General features: G+C 35.1%; 23 protein-coding genes and 2 pseudogenes. 14 read left to right on the forward strand and 11 right to left on the reverse strand.

Annotated features, from left to right (window positions below; translation table 11 throughout):
• A pseudogene (locus tag OEW78_RS06645) lies at window positions 1-222 on the reverse strand (hypothetical protein); the annotation flags it as partial.
• A gap of 237 nt (window positions 223-459) precedes the next feature.
• Window positions 460-687 (reverse strand): hypothetical protein, encoded by a 228-nt coding sequence (locus OEW78_RS06650; RefSeq protein WP_300325900.1) that lies wholly within the window; start codon window positions 685-687, stop codon window positions 460-462.
• 89 nt (window positions 688-776) lie between these two features.
• On the opposite strand from OEW78_RS06650, the gene OEW78_RS06655 reads away from it, so the two are divergent.
• Entirely contained in the window at window positions 777-1,307 is a 531-nt protein-coding gene (locus OEW78_RS06655; protein ID WP_300325903.1) for a hypothetical protein, read from the forward strand.
• A gap of 354 nt (window positions 1,308-1,661) precedes the next feature.
• Here the strand turns inward: OEW78_RS06655 and OEW78_RS06660 are convergent, their stop codons facing one another.
• Window positions 1,662-2,894 carry a rhodanese-like domain-containing protein gene (locus tag OEW78_RS06660; RefSeq protein WP_300325905.1) on the reverse strand — a complete coding sequence of 411 codons (1,233 nt, stop codon included), beginning with the start codon at window positions 2,892-2,894 and terminating at the stop codon, window positions 1,662-1,664.
• Window positions 2,895-3,190: 296 nt separating this feature from the next.
• On the opposite strand from OEW78_RS06660, the gene serB reads away from it, so the two are divergent.
• The 3 genes from serB (at window position 3,191) to OEW78_RS06675 (ending at window position 5,437) form a co-directional block, all read left to right on the forward strand.
• Window positions 3,191-3,841 (forward strand): phosphoserine phosphatase SerB, encoded by a 651-nt coding sequence (gene serB, locus OEW78_RS06665; protein ID WP_300325908.1) that lies wholly within the window; start codon window positions 3,191-3,193, stop codon window positions 3,839-3,841.
• Between the two features lie 34 nt (window positions 3,842-3,875).
• Window positions 3,876-4,601: a coenzyme F420-0:L-glutamate ligase gene (gene cofE, locus OEW78_RS06670; protein ID WP_300325911.1), complete on the forward strand. Its 726-nt coding sequence runs from the start codon at window positions 3,876-3,878 to the stop codon at window positions 4,599-4,601.
• A gap of 389 nt (window positions 4,602-4,990) precedes the next feature.
• Complete coding sequence (locus OEW78_RS06675) at window positions 4,991-5,437, forward strand: universal stress protein (protein WP_300325914.1); 447 nt, start codon at window positions 4,991-4,993, stop codon at window positions 5,435-5,437.
• Between the two features lie 23 nt (window positions 5,438-5,460).
• Here the strand turns inward: OEW78_RS06675 and OEW78_RS06680 are convergent, their stop codons facing one another.
• A complete protein-coding gene (locus OEW78_RS06680; protein ID WP_300325917.1) occupies window positions 5,461-6,879 on the reverse strand; it encodes a DASS family sodium-coupled anion symporter in 1,419 nt (472 codons plus the stop codon).
• 97 nt (window positions 6,880-6,976) lie between these two features.
• Between OEW78_RS06680 and OEW78_RS06685 the strand changes: the two genes are divergently transcribed.
• Window positions 6,977-7,213 (forward strand): sulfurtransferase TusA family protein, encoded by a 237-nt coding sequence (locus OEW78_RS06685; protein ID WP_300325920.1) that lies wholly within the window; start codon window positions 6,977-6,979, stop codon window positions 7,211-7,213.
• An 8-nt stretch (window positions 7,214-7,221) separates the two neighbouring features.
• The gene (locus OEW78_RS06690; protein WP_300325923.1) at window positions 7,222-8,214 is read left to right on the forward strand and encodes a cysteine synthase family protein; all 993 of its coding nucleotides are present in this window, start codon (window positions 7,222-7,224) and stop codon (window positions 8,212-8,214) included.
• A gap of 1 nt (window position 8,215) precedes the next feature.
• On the opposite strand, the gene OEW78_RS06695 is transcribed toward OEW78_RS06690, so the two are convergent.
• The 3 genes from OEW78_RS06695 to OEW78_RS06705 all read right to left on the reverse strand — a co-directional run bounded on the left by OEW78_RS06695 (window position 8,216) and on the right by OEW78_RS06705 (window position 10,420).
• A complete protein-coding gene (locus OEW78_RS06695) occupies window positions 8,216-8,689 on the reverse strand; it encodes a hypothetical protein (RefSeq protein ID WP_300325926.1) in 474 nt (157 codons plus the stop codon).
• Window positions 8,690-8,932: 243 nt separating this feature from the next.
• Window positions 8,933-9,934 (reverse strand): thioredoxin-disulfide reductase, encoded by a 1,002-nt coding sequence (gene trxB / locus OEW78_RS06700; RefSeq protein ID WP_300325929.1) that lies wholly within the window; start codon window positions 9,932-9,934, stop codon window positions 8,933-8,935.
• A gap of 48 nt (window positions 9,935-9,982) precedes the next feature.
• A complete protein-coding gene (locus OEW78_RS06705; RefSeq protein WP_300325932.1) occupies window positions 9,983-10,420 on the reverse strand; it encodes a CBS domain-containing protein in 438 nt (145 codons plus the stop codon).
• A gap of 111 nt (window positions 10,421-10,531) precedes the next feature.
• Here OEW78_RS06705 and OEW78_RS06710 point away from each other — a divergent pair, with 111 nt between their 5' ends.
• Together OEW78_RS06710 and OEW78_RS06715 are read left to right on the forward strand one after the other, a co-directional pair.
• Window positions 10,532-10,963 (forward strand): universal stress protein, encoded by a 432-nt coding sequence (locus tag OEW78_RS06710; protein WP_300325935.1) that lies wholly within the window; start codon window positions 10,532-10,534, stop codon window positions 10,961-10,963.
• Complete coding sequence (locus OEW78_RS06715) at window positions 10,960-11,388, forward strand: universal stress protein (RefSeq protein ID WP_300325938.1); 429 nt, start codon at window positions 10,960-10,962, stop codon at window positions 11,386-11,388. Before OEW78_RS06710 ends, OEW78_RS06715 begins: the two co-directional genes overlap by 4 nt.
• Window positions 11,389-11,390: 2 nt before the next feature.
• Here OEW78_RS06715 and OEW78_RS06720 read toward each other — a convergent pair whose 3' ends face one another.
• Window positions 11,391-12,245 carry a CBS domain-containing protein gene (locus OEW78_RS06720; RefSeq protein WP_300325940.1) on the reverse strand — a complete coding sequence of 285 codons (855 nt, stop codon included), beginning with the start codon at window positions 12,243-12,245 and terminating at the stop codon, window positions 11,391-11,393.
• 109 nt (window positions 12,246-12,354) lie between these two features.
• Here OEW78_RS06720 and OEW78_RS06725 point away from each other — a divergent pair, with 109 nt between their 5' ends.
• From OEW78_RS06725 to OEW78_RS06735, 3 genes are read left to right on the forward strand one after another with little or no spacing between them, the layout of a single operon-like run.
• A complete protein-coding gene (locus OEW78_RS06725; protein WP_300325943.1) occupies window positions 12,355-12,696 on the forward strand; it encodes an HPF/RaiA family ribosome-associated protein in 342 nt (113 codons plus the stop codon).
• 2 nt (window positions 12,697-12,698) lie between these two features.
• On the forward strand, window positions 12,699-13,130 hold the full coding sequence (locus OEW78_RS06730; RefSeq protein WP_300325946.1) for a universal stress protein: 432 nt from the start codon (window positions 12,699-12,701) through the stop codon (window positions 13,128-13,130).
• Window positions 13,131-13,145: 15 nt separating this feature from the next.
• A complete protein-coding gene (locus tag OEW78_RS06735) occupies window positions 13,146-14,048 on the forward strand; it encodes a lactate dehydrogenase (protein ID WP_300325949.1) in 903 nt (300 codons plus the stop codon).
• Here OEW78_RS06735 and OEW78_RS06740 read toward each other — a convergent pair.
• Window positions 14,039-14,809 carry a DUF6775 family putative metallopeptidase gene (locus OEW78_RS06740; RefSeq protein WP_300325952.1) on the reverse strand — a complete coding sequence of 257 codons (771 nt, stop codon included), beginning with the start codon at window positions 14,807-14,809 and terminating at the stop codon, window positions 14,039-14,041. The genes OEW78_RS06735 and OEW78_RS06740 overlap by 10 nt on opposite strands.
• A gap of 24 nt (window positions 14,810-14,833) precedes the next feature.
• Window positions 14,834-15,652 carry a sulfide-dependent adenosine diphosphate thiazole synthase gene (locus OEW78_RS06745; RefSeq protein WP_300325955.1) on the reverse strand — a complete coding sequence of 273 codons (819 nt, stop codon included), beginning with the start codon at window positions 15,650-15,652 and terminating at the stop codon, window positions 14,834-14,836.
• Window positions 15,653-15,827: 175 nt separating this feature from the next.
• On the opposite strand from OEW78_RS06745, the gene OEW78_RS06750 reads away from it, so the two are divergent.
• Together OEW78_RS06750 and OEW78_RS06755 are read left to right on the forward strand one after the other, a co-directional pair.
• On the forward strand, window positions 15,828-17,633 hold the full coding sequence (locus OEW78_RS06750) for a nitrite/sulfite reductase (protein ID WP_300325958.1): 1,806 nt from the start codon (window positions 15,828-15,830) through the stop codon (window positions 17,631-17,633).
• Window positions 17,630-18,427: a rhodanese-like domain-containing protein gene (locus OEW78_RS06755; protein ID WP_366523044.1), complete on the forward strand. Its 798-nt coding sequence runs from the start codon at window positions 17,630-17,632 to the stop codon at window positions 18,425-18,427. Before OEW78_RS06750 ends, OEW78_RS06755 begins: the two co-directional genes overlap by 4 nt.
• Here OEW78_RS06755 and OEW78_RS06760 read toward each other — a convergent pair whose 3' ends face one another.
• Window positions 18,428-19,549 (reverse strand): tetratricopeptide repeat protein, encoded by a 1,122-nt coding sequence (locus OEW78_RS06760; protein WP_300325965.1) that lies wholly within the window; start codon window positions 19,547-19,549, stop codon window positions 18,428-18,430.
• Between the two features lie 104 nt (window positions 19,550-19,653).
• On the opposite strand from OEW78_RS06760, the pseudogene OEW78_RS06765 reads away from it, so the two are divergent.
• Window positions 19,654-20,466, forward strand: a pseudogene (locus OEW78_RS06765) (collagen-like protein); the annotation flags it as partial.

The raw sequence follows: 20,466 nt of genomic DNA on the forward strand, positions 1-20,466 counted from the left end.
ATCTGCCATGCTGTTAAGAAAAGTGGAATAAAAGATACTTAGTTTGGTGTCTGGAATTTGTGAAGCCAGCTTAGTTGAGTCAATCATGTCCACAATGCATACGACGGAATTTTGAGATTTTCCAAAAAACTCTAAATGCTTTTCTTTGGTCTTCTCTTTTTCCAGATGCCTTGGTGTTGGTTGACTAAACTCCTGTTCATAATAACTGATATTACCCGTCATGCCCTTTTGACCTCTGGTAAATATCCAAAAATTTTGTCATCTCTAGGTGATTTTTTATTATTCTTGCACCAACAATTTGGCGAACATGATTTTACTAACATATGATCACGCTCATCAGGTATTTGTTGTATTCATGATCATGAATGTGGATTTCAATTTGATTTAAAATGTTGAAGGGGCCAGAGAAATATTCTGCCAACATTACTCTGCATCTACATTGACATTGAGACACCATCTTTACGCCAACTCGTTGATTGTAGAGATCCCTGCATTTTCAATATGAGAATAGTGGTTTTTTGCAAACCTAGATGGACTCTCGACATACTGTATGGCACCTACCTGTTTTCCACAGATACATACTCCAAGCTTGAAGGGAATCTTGCTTTGTCCGCAATATGGGCAATTCTTGAAATCGTCACCGTTGCCCATGATTCCGTGTGCTGATTTTTTATTTTGTGTTTTCATGAATTAATTTTTGATTTGTAGCATATATGCTTCCTTGTAACAACGTTAACTTTGTTAACAAATTAATAGTGTCATTCTGGATTATGCTCATGGTCAAAAAGGGTGAGATGTTTGGTGTACGGTTAAATGAGGAGGACATGAAGCAGTTTGCCCGCATTGTGGAAGAGGAAAGATCCAACAAATCCTCAATGGCTGCAAGAATCATTCATGACTGGATACATTTCATGAAATCAAAGCAGGAGAGGGGAGACATTACTCTGGCAGGAGAAATCATCAAGAATCTGATCAACACATTACCCGAAGAAAATATAGCTAGGATTGCAAAAAAGAATGCAAAATATGTAATTAGTGAAATGAAGTGGCAGAATGACGATCTTGACTTTGCGGAACTATCAAAGAGGATAGTGGAATGGAACATGGAAAATGACAGAAAACTGATCCCAAAGGAAAAGCCAGGGCTGGTACTATTCAAACAAAGGCACGAGCTAGGCATAGGTTGGTCTGTTCATCAATGCGAGATGTATTCAGAGATGTTCAGACTGATTGGTGAAACAATCAATACAAACTCTGTAAAACATGACAAAACGTCATTTAGTTTTGAGGTAATACGTCATGGTTAAAAAGGAATAATCGTATGTCCTTTTCATTGCTACTTTCCAGTGCTATTGTAATTGTTAAACTTTCTTTCATGAGTCCGAGGCGCCAGTCAAGGACGCGTTTATTCCCTCTGGTAGCCTCTATACTGACAAATTCATTTATCAAAAAATTATCCAGTCTGATTGAAAACACAGCGTAAACCTAGGAACGAAAAGGGGATACCATTTTTACTGATTACCGATAAAAACAGGAATCCTACGTTTGTGCGTAGAAACACGACGCTCTCGTAAATATCAAATTCTAAAATCAATCTTGACTCAGATCTGCGGGAATCAGTTCACCATTTTGGAGATAAAAATGACACCGATAGAAGATTTTCAATGTCTGGGAAGATCGTTCTCTTCCAGATAGTCATCCCATGCTTTGATACCTCCCTCTAAAACTTGGAAATCTATTCCATGCTGTGCTAACTCATACGTTGCAATGGTTGCACGGTTTCCAGATCCGCAAATAACTACTACCGGTTTGTCAGTTGGAATTTCAGATAAATTTCCTTCAATGAAAATATCAGATAGTGGGATGTTTTTGCTTCCAGAAATCACAGTTGCTTCTAATTCAGAAGGCTCTCGAACATCAAGAAGATAGATGTCGTCTTGGTTTTGTAATTGCCGATACAGTTCTTCTGAAGATGTCAAAGTTGGAGTTATTTTTGTTGAAAGATTATCATTCCATAACTCAATTCCCCCTACAAGATAAGATGTTTTGATTCCTGCGTTATTCATAATTTGGGCTGAATCTAATGCCTTGCTTTCGGAATCTCCGACAAGCACTATGTGGATACTTTGTGCTACTTCGGGAATTCTGCCAAACATTGTTTTGATTCTCTTCTCAAGTGTTGCACCCTCCATCACATCAACTGAAGAACCGTCAATATGTCCCTTCATGTATGAATCTGGCTCTCGCATATCGATAACCACTAAATTAGGATCTAACGTCATTTGTTGTTCTAATTCACTTGGATACAGTGAAAATGGTTTGTTTGAATTCGTGGAAGATGGTAAAACACATTCACCAGGATATTTCATTGCCATATGCTCTGCACGAAGGCCGCACATGTTCCCATATGTTATTCCATTAGCACCACATACAGGATCATACTCCATAGTACAGGCAATTACTGGTTTTTCAGTTTGCCAACCTCTATCTTTTAGCTTGTCAATAGAATTAGAATTTACACATGCGGGAGTTGCATCATGATGTTTGAACATCAAATGTTTTCCTTCTGCACAAATAATATTTTCAACAGAGATTCCAGCATGTTTTTGATGAAGTGGTCTTAGATAGGGTTTGATTTCACCATCCATCATACAGATTTTTCCTGCATATGCACCTGGGCCACATCTGTCATCTAGTACGCATATCTCACCTAGAGATGCAAACCCTGGTGCGCAGATCCCATTATGTGGAGTATGACGTTGTCCCATTGTGTTTTCATTCATTTTAGAGTTTTTCATAGAATTATCATGATGTGAGTCCATATGTTCTGCAAAGATAGGAGCAATACCAGTTGACAAGATTAATGGAAGTAACGTAAAGAAAATTAATTTCATGATATGGAGAGATTTTAAATTAAATTTAAAGGAATGGAGAGGATCCAACAAAGTAGAATCTATAGAGGCTTGAACCATTTTCGGCGTGAATTTATGATGCCTCGCAAATTTCATCTAGTAATGTCCCCCTTTGATTCTTCCAATTAATCTGCTTGCTTTTTTTTCAAAGGTTAGGGATATCGGTATCTGGATTACTATGCGTCTTTCCTTTTTCAAAGATTGATCGATGTTTAATCAATGAAAACATGGTCACTACTTTAATATAATTAGCGATTTTTTTCCAAATCAGAAATCTATTGTTAATAATTTTTGATGTTGAGGGGGTTTTGTATGATGAAGAATATCTTCCAATTCTTGCAGAAAAGATCCACAAAGAAGATGAAATCTGGGAAATTACAAGACAGGGTATCCAAGGAAAAATCAATTGGGAGGAAGGATTGCGAACTAGAGTTGCTGCCCTCAAAGGATTGGATGAAAAAATTTGTCAAGAAGTGTCTGATGGACTGCCTATAATGACTGGTGCAAAAAAAGCATGTAAGACATTAAAAGCAGCAGGATGGAAATTGATGGCTGTATCTGGTGGTTTCAGTCTAATGATGCACAGACTGAAAAAAGAATTGGATTTGGACTATGTTTTTTCAAATGAATTGATATTCAAAGATGGTAAATTAGACGGTGTCACAATTAATGTGGATTCTGATAAATCAAAATCTGCACGAATGAAAATCGAGGAATGGGGTGAGAAAAAAGAGAATATTGTCTGTGTTGTGGATGGTGCAAACGATGTAAAACTATTTGACGTGTGCGGATTGGGGATTGCGTATCGTGCTCAAGATATCGTAAAAGATCTGGCTACGACCACTTTGGAAGAAAAAGATCTATCAAAAATTATAGATATTATTAACAAGCATTACAAACTCGAATTAGACTCTACATCCCCTGCATAAACAATTTTTTAGTCTGTATGTTCAGATATTGTACTTGCAAATACTCCCAATACATATTGAAAAAGAGATCGAATCTTCTGATGATCTCTCTGATCTCATTTTAAAGTCTGAAAAACTAACTGATGGTGACATTTTGGTAGTTGCACAAAAAATAATCTCTAAACAAGAAGGACGTTTGATAGACCTATCTACAATAACTCCTTCCTTGTTGGCTGAAGGTATTGGTTCTCAATACCAAAAGGATCCACGTATCGTTGAATTGATTTTGTCTGAATCAAAACGAATTATCAGAATGAATAATGGTGTCTTGATAGTTGAAACTCATCATGGATTCATTTGTGCAAATGCTGGAATTGATGAAAGCAACGTAGAAGAAGGATATGCCACTTTACTTCCTGTTGATTCAGATGCATCTGCACAAAGAATCAGAAAGAAAATTTTAGAAGAGTCCAACAAAAATGTCGCAGTTATAATCTCTGACACTTTTGGTCGACCGTTTCGAATGGGGCAAACAAATCATGCAATTGGAATCTCTGGGTTAAATCCAATTTTAGATTATGCAGGAACAAAGGATTCTTTTAATAAAGTATTACGTGTTACGGCAATTGCGATTGCAGATGAACTTGCATCTGCATCAGAATTGGTTATGGGCAAATCATTAAAATGCCCTTTTGCTATAGTTCGTGGGTGTTCTTTTCAATCTGGTGAATATGCTATAGATGAATTAATTCGGTCTGAACATGAAGATCTTTTTAGATGATTTTTTAAAATTTATTTTTTGATCAAAACAGGATCTTTCCCAAAAATGACTTCCCTTCTAATTGATTTCATTCAGATTGGAATCAATTATTTCTTGTCTTAACAATCTCTAATCGTATATTATAACATGAGTTAAATCATACAAATTGTGAGGAAGCAAACAATCTGTCTGTGCTAAAAAATGGTGATGCCAAAAACGCTCCACATTTTAGCCAGGAAATTTTTGCTAATTATTTGATTGGATTATTTTGGCTTGATTTCATCTCAAACTCGGATACAATAAACCATCTGCATGAGCGAAAAATCATTCAATGAATTGGTATTGTTGTACATCACGACACGTTTGGAATTTTTATATATCTTAATATTTGAAATTGCCTTCACAAAACTATGATAAATAACATTCTTGTTCCCTATGATTTTACAGGTTTTGCAGATTTATCCTTGGATAAAGCAATGGAAATTGCCAAGAAATTTGATTCAAAATTAACTTTGTTGACCGTAATTGGAAGTGATATTGATACATCTGGAATGTCCTGGTCACGAGCTCAAGAAGTGCATGATGAGATGGAGGTAAAGGCAAAAGAAGATTTGAATAAAATAAAAAAGATCCATTCTGCCGACAATGTATCCATATCCGTTGATGTTGTTCACAATCCTTCTGCTGTAAATGGAATTCTTTTATTTGCTGAACAAAATAACATGGACTTGATTGTTATGGGCTCTCACGGTAGATCGGGCTTCAAAAAATTGGTTCTTGGTAGTGTTGCATCCGAAGTAGTGGCAAAATCGAATTGCCCTGTGTTGATAGTCAAATTATCCGGCAAACACATCTGATTCTATAAATTATAAACTGTTTTTTAGATTAGAATTTTTGTTGTTACCATTATTGTAAATATCGTGATCAATCCAATTGCCATTATGTTGAGAACCAATCCATGTTTTACCATTGCCTTGATTGAAATTTGAGCTTTTTCATAAATCAGGGCATTGGGTGGAGTTCCCATAGGTAAAAGAAATGCAAATGATGTTGCAATCGTTATCGCAAACAGCACTGGCAGTGGTGTCCATCCATTTAACATGGCCATGGTTCCGACAATTGGAATGAAAATTGCTGCAGTTGCAGTATTTGATTTTACATTTGTCAAAAACATGATCATTGCAACCAAAACCACAATCACCAATTCAAATGGATAGTCCCCAACAAACGATAATGAATGTGCAATCCAAGTTGCTAATCCTGAATCCATAAATGCTAAAGATAATGCGAATCCTCCTCCTAGTAAAAACAATAAACCGTAAGGGAGTTTCTCAATTCCTGCCCAATTCAGCAAACTTTCTGATCTAGTCTTAGGTAAGATAAAGAGGGAAATTCCTCCCAAGATTGCAATTACTGAATTTGTGATAAAAGATCCTTCAGGCTGCCACAATGGAATTGTAAACATTAGGACCAACACTCCTATGAGTACTCCGAGCACTGTTTTTTGCTCCAGTGTCATTTTCCCCACAAGTGATTTTTCCAATAATATGGTTTTTTTAATTTCAAATGTTGTTTCTGAATTGTTTTTCCCAATTTGCATATTCATGTACAATCCACAAAGAATTAGCATAGAGAACGCTAATGGAGTTCCAAGCATGGACCATTCTGCAAATGTTACTTTGTGTGAAAACATCTCCATTACTGTTGCAGCATAAAGTAAGTTTGGAGGGGCTCCAATTAGAGTTGCAACACTTCCAATTGATGAGGAATACGCAATAGATAACATAAAAATAACTTTGAATTTTGTTGTTACGAAATTAGTCTTAGAAAGAGCAGTCAAAATTGTTGCAGCAATAGGAAGCAATATCAAAACAACGGTGGTACTCATTACAACCGTTGAAAGCAAAGCTGTTGTGATCATAAAGCCCCATACTATTCTTTTTGGAGAATACCCAAATATTGAAATCAATTCAAATGCAATTTTTTTATGTAATCCTGATTTTTCAATTGCTAAGGCTATCATGAACATTCCAAGTAATAGTACAATTATTGGATGCATGTATTCTGCTGCAATTTGTTTTATTGGAAGTATTCCAAGTAATGGAATTAACCCCATTGGAAGTAACGCAGTTGCATAAACAGGAATCGCTTCAGTAATCCACCACACAATCATCCATACCGAAATTGCCAAAACTGCTTTTGCAGAATAATCCATTCCTTCAGGTGTGGGCATGAATATGATCAGAAAAAATAAGGCAGGTCCTAAAAACATGCCTAATCTTCTGAGATTAAATTTCATCTTCCATATCTGCATTCAGAGTAATTTTATCTCTATTGATGTAACTTGTTAAAATAGATTTTAATATGACAAATTGACCTTTAAAAATTAGTTACTAATGTCTGAATCTACTGAAAAAAAACTAGATGCAACTGGATTATTTTGCCCTGAACCTGTGTTTAGAACAAAAATTGAAGTTGAAAGAATGCAAGTAGGTGATGTGATTGTTGTATCTGCTGATGATCCAGCTGCAGAAGATGATATTTCTAGATGGGTTACTCGAAATGGACATGAGTTAATGGATATGTCAAAAGACGGTGATATCATCACATTCAAAATTAAAAAGGTGAAATAATCTAAATCATGACTACTGTAACTGATACAGATGTATTGAATCGTGTAGGCAATACTCCTTTAGTTCGCTTGGATTCTCTTTCTCATGATCATGTAGAATATTTTGCAAAACTAGAGGGACACAATCCATTTGGTTCAGTCAAAGATAGAGCTGCTTATTGGATGATCAAAGATGGTGAAGAAAAAGGAATTTTGAAAAAAGGGAAAAGCATCATCATTGAACCAACATCTGGTAACACTGGCATTGCATTAACTGGAATTGCAAATTTACTTGGATACAAAGTTGAAATCGTTATCCCGGAAAAAGCAAGTAATGAAACTAAAGACATCATAAGAAAATTGGGAGCTAAGGTGTTTGAAACTAGTGATGATTTGTGTCCTAAAGTGGGTGCTGGCACTGATCAGAGTATTGCTCTTGCTACATCTATTGCTTCTTCAAGACCTGACACTTACTACTCTCCAAACCAATACGCAAATGAAGCTAATTTCAAAGGACATTATGTTGGAACAGGGCCTGAAATTTGGAAACAAACTGAAGGGAAAGTAACCCATTTCTTTACTGGTGTTGGCACTGGCGGCACTATTACTGGAATTGGCGCTTTTCTTAAAGAAAAAAATCCTAACATCAAAATTATTGGATGTCAACCACAACAAAATCATTTGATTCAAGGTTGGAGAAATTTTGAAGAATCTGCAAAGCCCGATTTATTCTTGAAAAGAGAGAATGTCGTAGATGATTGGGTATCTGCTGACAATGATGAAGCATTTTCAGTTGTTAAAGAAGTGTATGTCAAAGATAAACTCCTAATCAGTCCATCATCTGCAGCAGTGTATGCTTGCATGAAAAAATATCCCATATCTGGAAATGCATGCGTTGTAGGAATTTTTGCTGATGATGGAAGAAAATTCAAAAGTGTTTATGCAACTCAAAACGTTATGACTGAAGAAGAATTTGATAATTCTCTTAAAGATGCAAAATATCTCTCTGAACTAGCATACTGATCTATTCAAGAATCTGCTTCAAATGTTTTTCATAAAATTCTCTAAATGAAGAATTCATATCCATTTCGTGCCGTAAACACTTGTTACTTTGCTCTGTTATTTTATTTTTAATTTCTCTACTCCAAGAACTTTGCTGTTTATCTTTAGAGTCTACTATCGATGGATTTTCTTTAATTTTCTCCATTGTTTCTAACAAGATTTTACTTAGTTGTCTGAATTTACTTATTTGTAAAAGAAACATCTGCGCTTCATCTTTATTTACTAGATTCATCATTGCATGAACTTGATTGTAGTATTCTAAACCTTTTTCATTGTATTTTTTAAAATCATCCATTCTTTGTTTCCAATATTCTTTAGTTACTTTTTCTTCAATTTTGTAACTGAATTGAATCTCTCCTAATTCTCTACCTAATTTTGCTAATTTGTCACTATGTTCTTTTGCAGATTTTTTGAGATTTTCTTGCTCTTCACTCATCATTGCTTACTTTTTCTTCTCAAATAAAGAGTTTAAATTGTTTTTTCCATTCTTTCTCTGATTCCTCTGAGTAAAACAATATGCATTTTTCACAGAATGAATCCCATTCGGATATTCCTAATTTATCAAAATATGTCACTGACCACTTGTATGTTGGTTGTTTTCTATATTGAAATTGCTGAATAGTATAGATCTCTTTTTCGTAAAATTTATTCAGGCATTTTTTGCATTGAGCATTTTTCATTATTTGCTGTCTGCACTTTCTGTAAGATACTTGTCTACATCAATTGCTGCCATGCATCCAAAAGCTGCTGCTGTAATTGCTTGTCTGTAATTTCTATCGTGTACATCGCCAGCTGCAAAAACACCTTCTATGTTTGTATATGTTTTATTTTTCAATACTACATATCCTTCTTCATCTAAATCAATCTGACCTTTGAACAATTGTGTATTTGGTTCATGTCCAATTGCTACAAATAATCCTCCTGCATCTAGTGTGGTCTCTTCATTTGTTTTTAGATTTTTTAAAACTGCTTGTCGCATCTTTTGATCTCCTTTAATTTCAGTAACTGCGGAATCCCAATGAAATTTTATTTTTTCATTGTTAAGTGCCCTTTCTTGCATGATTTTACTTGCACGTAATTCATCTCTTCTATGAACTAGGTGGACATTTGTTGCAAATTTTGTAAGAAAAGTTGCCTCTTCAATAGCTGAATCTCCCCCTCCTACAACAATGATATCTTGATTTCTAAAGAATGGTCCGTCACATGTGGCACAATATGAAACTCCTTTACCGCCAAATGTCTCTTCACCTTCCAATCCTAATTTTCTTGGATTTGCTCCTGTTGCAATAATGACAGCACGTCCTTCGTATTCTTCTGATGCTGTTAGAACTTTGAATGGCTTATGTCTAAAATCGACATTCACTACAACATCATCTATGATTGTAGTCCCCATCCTTTGAGATTGTTTTCTCATCTCTATCATCAAGTCCGGACCCATTATGCCGTTTTCAAATCCTGGATAGTTTTCAACTTCCGTTGTGTTTACTAGCTGTCCTCCTGGTAAAATTCCTGATAAAATTAAAGTATCATATCCTGCTCTTGAACAATAAATCCCTGCAGTGTATCCTGAAGGTCCTGCACCTATGATGATGACATCAAATTTTGTCTTGGTTTTATCTGAAATTTTATGTCCATCATCTTTTGTTTCAAGAACTGCTGCACCTGCATCTCCTGCCATCATTATACTATCTGTCTTAATTTCAATAATTTAAGTGAATATCCTTCACAGTCATTCATTTTTCATTCGCAAAAGAATTTGATCACAAATTCTTCTCATCTCTGAATCTGATCCACCACTTGATATTCTTACAATATCTGACGTTGTAACAATTCCTACAATCTCCTCATTTTCTTTGACTGGAAGTTTGTGAATGGTTTTCTCTTTCATCAGTTCTGATGCTTCCCAGATTGTCTCATCCGGATCAATTGTAATCAATGGTGATGACATTACTTCTTTTATTTCTGTAAATAACGGCTTTCCGTCTGCAGCAATTTTTGTGACAAAATCCCTTTCAGTAATAATTCCAATTGGTTTTTTGTTTTCTGTAACGATAACACATCCTATTCTTAGCTTTTTCATATGTTCTGCAGCTTCTTGTACTGATGTTGATTTGTCTAGTGTTAGTACATCCTTATTCATTACATCTTTGACAAATGTACTATTCATGATTGGATTCTTTTTTTCAATTATATGATATAAATTCTAAATTACCAAGATTGATAATCAATAAGGATAATCACATAAGTCTTTAAACCCGAATTTACATTGTGATGATATATGGCTGTCAAAACAAAGAAAATCCTAGTTCCGTTAGATGGGTCTAAAAATTCTCTTCGTGGATTGGACATGGCTATTCATCTTGCAAGGCAGTCTCAAGGGACGATCACTGCGTTGGCTGTAAAATCAGTGCCGGGGATTTATGCAATTCATCCTCTTGGATTTCTGGATTTTTCTTCAATGACTGAAGTAAAAAAATTACTTGCCGATGCAAAATTACGCGCCGCTAAAAAAGGAATTATGTTAACTGGAAAAGCAATAGCAGGTGACCCTGGATATGACATTGCACGATTTGCAAACAATTCAAAAAATAGAATTGATTTGGTTGTTATTGGTGCACGTGGAAGAAGTGCTGCAAAAGAAATTTTCTTAGGTAGTGTTTCTAATTATGTTCTTCACAAATCTAAAAAGCCTGTATTGGTAGTAAAATGACTGCAAATAATTTCAAGAAAGTTCTTGTTCCTCTAGATGGTTCAACATATTCTGAAAAAGCATTAAAACGAGCATGTGAATTTGTTGATGCCTTCAATTCTGAAATCATTTTGATATATGTTATCGAAAAATCTATTCCTATTAATTTACTGGATAGAAAAGAATACTTGGAAATACTGCGAAAGTTTGGAACAAAAGTTTTGGATAAATCTAAGACTGATTTGTCTAAAAAAGGAATGTCTGCAAAAATTTTCTTGAAAGAAGGAAACATTGTAAATGAAATTGAAAAACTTGCAAAAAAAGAAAAATGTGATCTTATTGTTGTTGGAAATAAAGGACTTGGCTCTGTAGCTAGATTTTTGCTTGGAAGTGTTTCAAATAAAATTTCTCAATCTTCTTCGTGCTCTGTCTTGATTGTGAAATGAACTTAATTTGCTAATGTACTTACCACATCTGATTTTGTAATTATTCCCACCAATTTGTCATTTTTTACGACTGGAAGACCACTGATGTTGTATTTGATCATTTTAGTAACTGCAAGTTTGACATCATTATCTGACTCTACTGTAATTGGATTTGTTGCCATGATGTCTGTTGCATGAAATGGAAAAAGATAACTCATCTGATTTGAGTGTATTTCCTCCAATCCTTTTTTGAATTTATATTCTTGAACTTCTTTAGGATCTGCTGATTCTGCAATCCATTGTGGGATTTTTGCAGGTACAAAATCCCTGAACGTGATTACCCCTACCGGTTTTTGATTTCTTTTGATGATGATTCTGGAAATTTTATATTTTAACAATAAACTTTCCACATGTAATATTGGATCACTTGGAGCTGCAGTAATTACATTTGACTGCATTATCTTTGAAACTTTGATAGAGTCTGAACCTTTTGTGAGAAATGCTTTTGCAAGATCTGTTTCAGTTACTATTCCTTCAAGCGTTTTATCTTTATTTAAAATAATTACCACGCTAATTCTGTGCTTTTTCATCATTTGTGCACATTCTTTTACTGTATTTTCTCTCGTCAGTGTAAATAATTTTCTTGGTTTGAAATCTTTTGCTTTTACATCTTTTATGGGGGTTGATCCTAATTCATAAATTTTTTTTGCTATGTCTTTTTCAGTTATGATTCCAACTGGATTTTTCTTGTCTGTAACTATGATTCTTTTGACTTTGTGTTTTAGTATTGATTCTCTAGTTTTCATGAGTGTTGTGTTGGGACTAACTGTGATTGGTTTTGTAATCAATTCTGATAATTTCAAATTTTTAATATCCATGGATCTATTAAATGATAATTTGATAAATGTCTTTCAACTAAACCATTACTGAAAATCAAATCTGGTAATTATTAGAAAGCTATTTAGTTATAGTTTGAGTAGGTTATGCATGACAGAAAAAATTCCTTTGTTTGTAATTGGCTTGCCAAAAGATGAACCTGCTAACGAGGTACTTTTATCAAAATTTGGAGATGCATTAGAGAAAGTTCAACAAGTATTGTCTCCAATAATTGAAGCAAAAATTGCTGTAGAATCTCAAAATTCTGAAGGTACTAGAACTCACTATGATGTTACTGCCACTGTGAAAACTTCTGATGATCGACTTGTTTACACTGAATCTGGTTGGGATATTTTGAAAATTGCTGATGAATTATCTAGGAAACTAGAGCGCGAATTGTCAAAACACTATGATAAAAGACAAAGAGAAAGTATCCGTAAAAAGGAGGATTAATCTTGTTCAAAAATATTCTGGTGCCTTTTGATCTTTCAACTCAGTCCACTAGGGCATTTAAAGTTGCATTGGATATTGCTAAATGCCGTGATTCTAAAGTTACATTACTTACTTGTCTTGAAGGAGATGCATGGCATCACAAATACTATGATGCCCGAGCAGACTCTGAATTAATCAAAAAACAAAAAAAAGTTTCACAAAAACATCTTGAACAACTAGAATCTTTAGCAGAGAAAAATAACGTTTCAATTAAATCTCAAATCATAACTTCTAAATCTGTAGTAAATGACATTATAAATTATGCAAAGTCTAGAAAATATGATTTGATAGTAATTGGTTCTCATGGTAGGACTGGTTTTGATAAATTACTTTTGGGTAGTGTTGCAAACGGTGTTTCTCAAAAAACCCGCTGTCCAGTTCTAATTGTTAAATAAACAGAAGGTGTTTAATTGATTTCAATTGTAGGTAGTGGCCGAGTTGGCTCATCTATTGCATTTCTTTGTGTATCTCACGGATTAGATGATGTTTTACTTTTTAATCCAAACAAAGAGAAAGCAATTGGCGAATCTTTGGATGTCGCAAGTGCAATTCCTGCTGATTCCAAATTTTCTATTCATGGAACTGATGACTATTCAGAGTTATCTAGCTCCGATATTGTTGTAATTACTGCAAGTGTTGGTGTATATGAAAAAGACAGAACGGAAAACATGGGGCTGCAAGTTAGAATGATTAAAGAAATAGCACAAAAAATTAAACAATATTGTCCATCTGCAATAATTTTGATAGTTTCTAATCCTCTTGACGTTCTAACCTACTTTTTTCAAAAAGAAAGCAATTTTTCTAGATTCAAAGTTATTGGAATTGCATCTAGTCTTGATACCAGTAGGTTTCGTTATTACATATCTGAAACACTTTCTGTTCCACAATCTTCAATTTCAAATGCTCTTGTTTTGGGCGAACATGGTGATTCCATGGTGCCTGTATTTTCTGGCGTAAAAGTTGGAGGTAACCCTCTTTTCTCTATGATTGATACTCGAGACCCCATCACGGATGCTGTTCGAAATTATTGGAAGACCTTGAGAAACTTTAAGAGCCGATCTCAATTTGGCATTGCCAAAAATGTTTTTGATGTCATTGAATCTATTTTACACAAAAGAGAAATTTTCATTCCTGCGTCTGTCGTACTTGAGGGTGAATATGGAGAAAACGATGTCTCTATGGGTGTGCCTGTAAAAATTGGTAGAAATGGTGTGTCTGAAATTCAAAAAATAAAACTAGATGACACTGAATCTTCATCTTTGAAAAAATCTGCTGAAAAAATTCGTAATGATATTAAATCCCTTCAAGATTGATTTAGTTCTTTGAGATCTTTATCGTGTTTCATACAAAGTTTTTTGTTTTTTAATTGTAAATCCAAAAGATCTTTTTGCCAGTGGGCATTGTACAGTCTACATTCTTTATTTTCACAAAATGCATTGCCTGTTTCATAGTACATTATTGCCTGTAATAGATAACCTTCAAGTATTTCAGAGATTCTTGGATCGTTATATTCTAAAAATTCTCCTTTGTATTTTGCTTTGATTTCTTCAACTCTTTCTCTTGTAAAATCTGTCGTCAAATCCAAATAGTACTGTTTAGGTTTTGCCGGTGCTTCTATTATGCCTGAAGTCGAAATAATTGCTGGATTTGAACCAATCATTGCTCGTGCATGATATCTGAAATCACTTTCATCAAATGTACATGTTAGTTTGTTTGTAAAAATAATATGTAATGTATCTATTTGATTTTCTTCTTTTGATATGTATTCTGATGCTATTTTTTGTAATTCAAATCCATCATACAAATTCATTTCTTCTCTATTTGACACGTCTTTGTTTTGCACTTCTGTTTGAATTTCATCTGTTATGGGAACGTGTATTTTAAACGGTTTTTTTAAATCAAAAACTCTAGCACTTGCAATTTTTTTAAATATTTTTTGATTTGAATTTTGAAAAAAGTTATCCCTTGTCTCAATCTCTACTGGAAATATGTCTACAATGAATTTTGCTAATTTTTTTAATTGGATTTCCGGTACGGTTGGCTCATCGTATAGAATAATTTTAGATGTTTTCAATAAGAAATCTAATTCTTTGATGGCTTATCTTTCTAACTCTTTGATTTTTGCTGCTGCAATTTCAGCTGCTCTCTTTCCAGAAAATAGCATGGATCCAAACGTTGGACCCATTCTTGCCAGGCCATGTGTCTCTGTAACTGACATTCCTGCTGCAATCAATCCTGGATAAACTTCTCCTGTTTTGTGTACTACGTGTTCTTCTCCATCATTTACGTACATTGGTTCCATACCTTTCCATTTGGCAAGACCTCTATCCACAAGTCTTTTTACTGCAACTGAATCGTGACCTGATGCATCTATGATTACTTTAGCTTCAAATGCAACTGGATCAACACATGTAATGTTGCGTGGTAATGCTGATACTGGCATCCAATTGACTACAATTCCTGCAACTCTTCCATTCTTTAAAACCAAATCATCAAATTTTGTAAGTTGAAGGAACTTGACTCCTGCATCACATGCTGCGGCAATCAATTTGGATACTGCATGTGGTCCTGGTGTTAAGTATAATCCGTCTTGAATTTTTTTGTATGGTACTCCTAACTCGTCCCAAATCTTTTGGGCTGGTTCTCTTACTGTAACTGGATTCATCATGTATCCTCCTAACCAATAACCTCCTCCGAGATAGTTGTTTTGTTCGATTACTAGAACTTTGTAACCCATATTGGATAATTCTCTACTTGCTGTTAATCCTGCAGGACCTGCACCAATTATGATGACGTCTGATTCTGCTCTGTCAATTAGTACGTCGTGAAATTCATTTGCAATTGCACGTGTGATTTCAACTTCCCGTACATCTGTGAAAATTTTATCTGATTGTTCTGCAACAGTTGCTTCTTGCATGAGGGAGAAGAATTTTGTTAATAATTAATACTTTGCCACATTTTTTAAAAATTAGGTTGCACTAATACTATTTCCCTCTATAAGAATAGGAAAATTTTGTACTTTGAGTAAAATTATTCTCCTAAAAGCTCCAGATATCAAAAATTTATATCCAAACTAACAAGATTTCTTTTTATTGACAGTACCTAATCTTAAACAGACTGCCAAACCTGTAAAACCAAAAATCAATTGGGCTAGAATTGAGGAGGCAGACAATTTTGCAAAAACCGTGAAATTATTCCGTCAGGGAAAATATGATGAAGATAGTTTTAGACGATTTAGACTTCAGCACGGTGCATATGGTACTAGAATGACTAATGATTATGCAATGGTTAGAATTAAACTTCCTGCAGGTGAAATTTATCCTCATCAATTTGAAAAAATATCTCAACTCAGCGAGCAATATTCTATTGGAAGTGCTCATTTTACAACTAGAGAAAGTGTTCAATTGCACTGGGTGATACTTGAAGATGTTTCAGAAATACTGCGTAGTCTTGCTGAAGTTGGAATGACTTCAAGAGAAGCATGTGGAAACACTATAAGAAATGTAATGTGCAGTCCTATGGCTGGCGTATGTCCTGATGAAGAATTTGATTCCACTCCTTATGCACTTGCTACTGCAAAATTCTTTTTACGAAATCCAATGTCTCAGGGATTGCCACGTAAATTCAAATTCACTTTTACATGTTGTGAGAAACATGGTATGGCAAGAATAGTTGATGTGGGGTTAATTCCACAAATAAGAGAAATAGACGGTGTGCCACAAAAAGGCTTTAAGATATTTCTTGGAGGTGGATTGGGTAACAAATCTTTTGTTGGACATCAATTAGAAGAGTTTACTCCCGAAGATGATTTGCTTTACACTTCAATTGCAGTGGTCCGACTATTTGATCGAATGGGCGATAGAACTAATCTTGCAAGAAATAGACTACGTTATCTTGTAAATGAAATGGGTTGGGAAAAGTTCCAAAATCTTGTATTGAAAGAAAGAGCAGTTGTAAGAGCAACTCAATCAGTAATTACTAGACTTAAAGTTGACACTACTCCTAGTGAAATTAAACGTCCTATCAGAATCACTGATGAAAGTGGAGAATCCGCCCCTGATGGTTTTGCAAGATGGCTTAAAACAAATACTGTTAAACAAAAACAATCTGGTTACCATTCCGTGTTTCTTACCCTTGAGGCAGGGGATATCACCTCGAATCAATTAAACGCCATTGCCGGTATCATTCGTGACTTTTCTGCAGAAGGTAAAGCTAGGACTGGATTTGTGCAAAATGTGGCTATTCGCTATGTTCACGAAGATGATTTATCAAAAATGTATTCTACACTTCTTGAAGTTGGATTGGCAAAATCTGGCGCTTTAACTATGACTGCTCCTATTGGCTGTTCTGGAACAACCTCTTGTAACTTGGCTCTGACTAATTCTCACAGACTCGCAAAAGAAGTTCAAAGAAAATTCCTTGAGTTAAAACTTGATGAAGATGATGATCTTAGTGATTCTTCAATTAAGATAAGCGGATGTCCTAATTCTTGTGGACAACATGGAATTGCAACCATTGGATTCTTTGGTGGTGGAGGACGTGTTGGAAAAGACATGTATGCTAATTATCAGATGTCTATAGGTGGACGTTCTGATGGTGATGCTATGTTAGGTCATACCCTTCTTAGAGTTCCTGCAAAGAGAGTAATCCCTGTAATTCTTAAGATCATTGAAATTTTCAAACAGAATAAAAAATCTGATGACACTCTGAAGTCTTGGATTCATAGAATTGTTAGTGGAAATGAAGATTCTGAAATCAAATCTGTTGGTGATCTTAAAAATATTCTTGAGCCATTGACGATTCCTCCAACAAAAGATGAAGACCCTGATTTTTATCTTGACTATGGTACTGACACAAGTTACCATACAAAAACTGGCAAGGGTGAATGTGCTGCTTGACAGAATCTAATAAAATTACAACTGATGTAGATTCATTACGTTCAGAAATCCGGGACAAAAGTGTCCGAGTAATTGATGTTAGAAGAGAATCTGATTACAAACAAGATCATATTTCTTCTGCAGTAAACCTTCCTCTGGCACATTTATTATCTGATGATAGTCCTGAACGAGTTCTAACTCTTGTTAATTCAATGGGTATTGATGATGAAACACCTGTAGTAGTTTATGATGATACTTTTGGTGCATTAGCATCACGAGTTGCTTGGACTTTGGAATATTTAGGACACAATGATGTGACATTACTAGAAACTACTTACAGTCATTGGAAATCTCTTGGGTTGGAAAATGATTCAACTGTCCCTGAAATTCAAAAAAAGGAGCATTCGATGAAACTCCAACCTGATATTTTGGCAACGTCTGATTATTTGGAATCTGTAAAAACTAGGGATGATGTGATTCTGATAGATAATAGAGAGCGATTAAATTTCCTCGAACAGCACATTCCTGGGGCAATAAGCTTGCCTTATCGTACTTTGGCTTCAAATGATAAAATTTTACGCCCAAAAGAGGATATGAAGAGATTGCTGAATAACCGAGGCATAACAGGCGATGCTGAAATTATCACTTATTGTGGCAGTGTAGGAACCCTTTCTGGATTGGCATATTATGCATTAAAATCTGCAGAATTGCATAATGCAAAATTGTATGTTCGTTCTTTTAAAGAATGGAAAAAACTCGAAAAACCTACTGAAAAACAAGAAGATGCTAGTTATTGGGATTTGTCTGCTGAATAATTAAGAAATTTCATTTCTGAGTTTCTTTGTTACTGTTCCTTCTATGTTGTCAAATAAAACAATCATTTTCTCTTTATTGTCAATCAAGTAATCTGCTCCTCTGTCTTTTAATCTGATTTTCCACAATCTTATTTCGCGGTGCTCATCGAAGAAATTTTCTATCATCTGCTCTCCTGATTTCTTTGGGTCTATGAATACTTCGAAAATCTCTATGGTCTTATCGATATCTTCTTCCTCAATTGCCTCTTTAACTGATTGAATTGCTTGACTAAGTTCTTTCAAATTCTTAACTGGTTTTGGCAGTGTTTTTTTGGTAATTCCAAACAATCCTTTCTTTTCTTTTCCGAGTTTTTCTGCAATGTTGTCTGCAAGATCATATATTGGAATTTTACTTAGACCGTCACGTTTTTCATTTTGTATGATTAATCCTTTCTCTAATAATTTATTCAGAGCTGTTTCTGCGTCTACTTTATCTAGAAATGTTGTCCAAACAATAGCGCCTAATGTGTGGTATCCTTGTCTGATTGATTCTAAAACTACCACTTCTTCAATTCTCTTGAATCCCTCTTCCACTCTTACATTCATGAAATCTTTATCTCTAATTGACTTTCTGGCGTTTTTGACATCAATCTCAATTGAACGTTTTAATGCTTCTAATGCTTCTGGAACTTGATTTAGTAATGATAAGAAACATGCTTGATTATACCATGCCATTCCGTATGTAGGATCTGTCTCAATGGCCTTCTGAGCTGCATCTAGCGCTTTAGCATAATTTTTTTGTTCATAATGCACTAATCCTTTGAGATTCCAAGCTTCAGGATTTGTGACATCAATTTCTAAAATTTTATCATATACTTTTAGTGCTTCAGGATACTCGTCTAGGTGGAATCTTGCATATCCTAGTTTCATTAAGGTTTCAACATTGTCTGGATCAATTCTTAATGCTTGTTCAAAAACTTCAATGGCTTCCTCCAGCTTTTCATCTGCCATCAAATTGACTCCTTTTTTAAATAATTTTTTACGATTATAGTCTACATCTACCAAACTTCTTTCTTGAGGGATTATCTCATCTGATTTTGTCTCTTTATCTTTTTTTGATTTACTACCGAATGGTTTCTTCACAGCTCAATTATTCATTTTATCTAGATAAATACCAAGCTTAATCGAGCCTGATGTGTTTTGCCTCTTATTTGGAACAGGTTTAAGCGATCTAAATACAGAAATACTTGAAATATCCACAAACGATTGTGTCATCTCAGCCACGATTAGAGATTCAAGGACAGGCACCTTTTAAGCAATCAGGTGTCTATGAAGTCCAAATCACCATTACTGATAACATGCCTTCTGATAGTGCAATAAGAACAAAACAATTTTCAGCATTATGGAAAGGTAACTTTCATCTTCGAGTAAAAGATGGGGTATTTTCTGAAACTCTTGGCTCTCCATCTAATCCACTTCCTTCAACAATTGAAAATTTTGATAAGGTTTGGATTGTTGTAACTGACTTATTCTCTTCATTGCATAGCGTTTTTGATGTTCCTCTATCTGGTTCAAAATTTAAACCTGAAACAAAACCTGAAGCAAAAACAATTTCTGAGCCTCAACCTAAACGTTTTACAAAACCAAATGATGGTCCACCAGGACCTTCTGGAAACAAGGGTTTCTCTGGTGACAAAGGCCCACCTGGTGACAAAGGTCCTGATGGCCCACAAGGCCCACCCGGAAACAAGGGTCCTGCTGGTGACAAAGGCCCACAAGGCCCACCCGGAGACAAAGGTCCTGATGGCCCACAAGGCCCACCCGGAAACAAGGGTTCCACTGGTGACAAAGGTCAGCAAGGAGACAAAGGAATTTCTGGTGACAAAGGATTAACTGGAGACAAAGGATTAACTGGTGATAAAGGAATTTCTGGAGACAAAGGAGACAAAGGAGACAAAGGAATTACTGGCCCACCTGGAGACAAAGGGGACAAAGGTTCAACAGGTCTTATTGGAGATAAGGGCCAACCTGGATTAAAAGGCCCACCCGGAGACAAAGGA

The organism is Candidatus Nitrosopumilus sp., from assembly GCF_029882185.1.
Classification (GTDB): domain Archaea; phylum Thermoproteota; class Nitrososphaeria; order Nitrososphaerales; family Nitrosopumilaceae; genus Nitrosopumilus.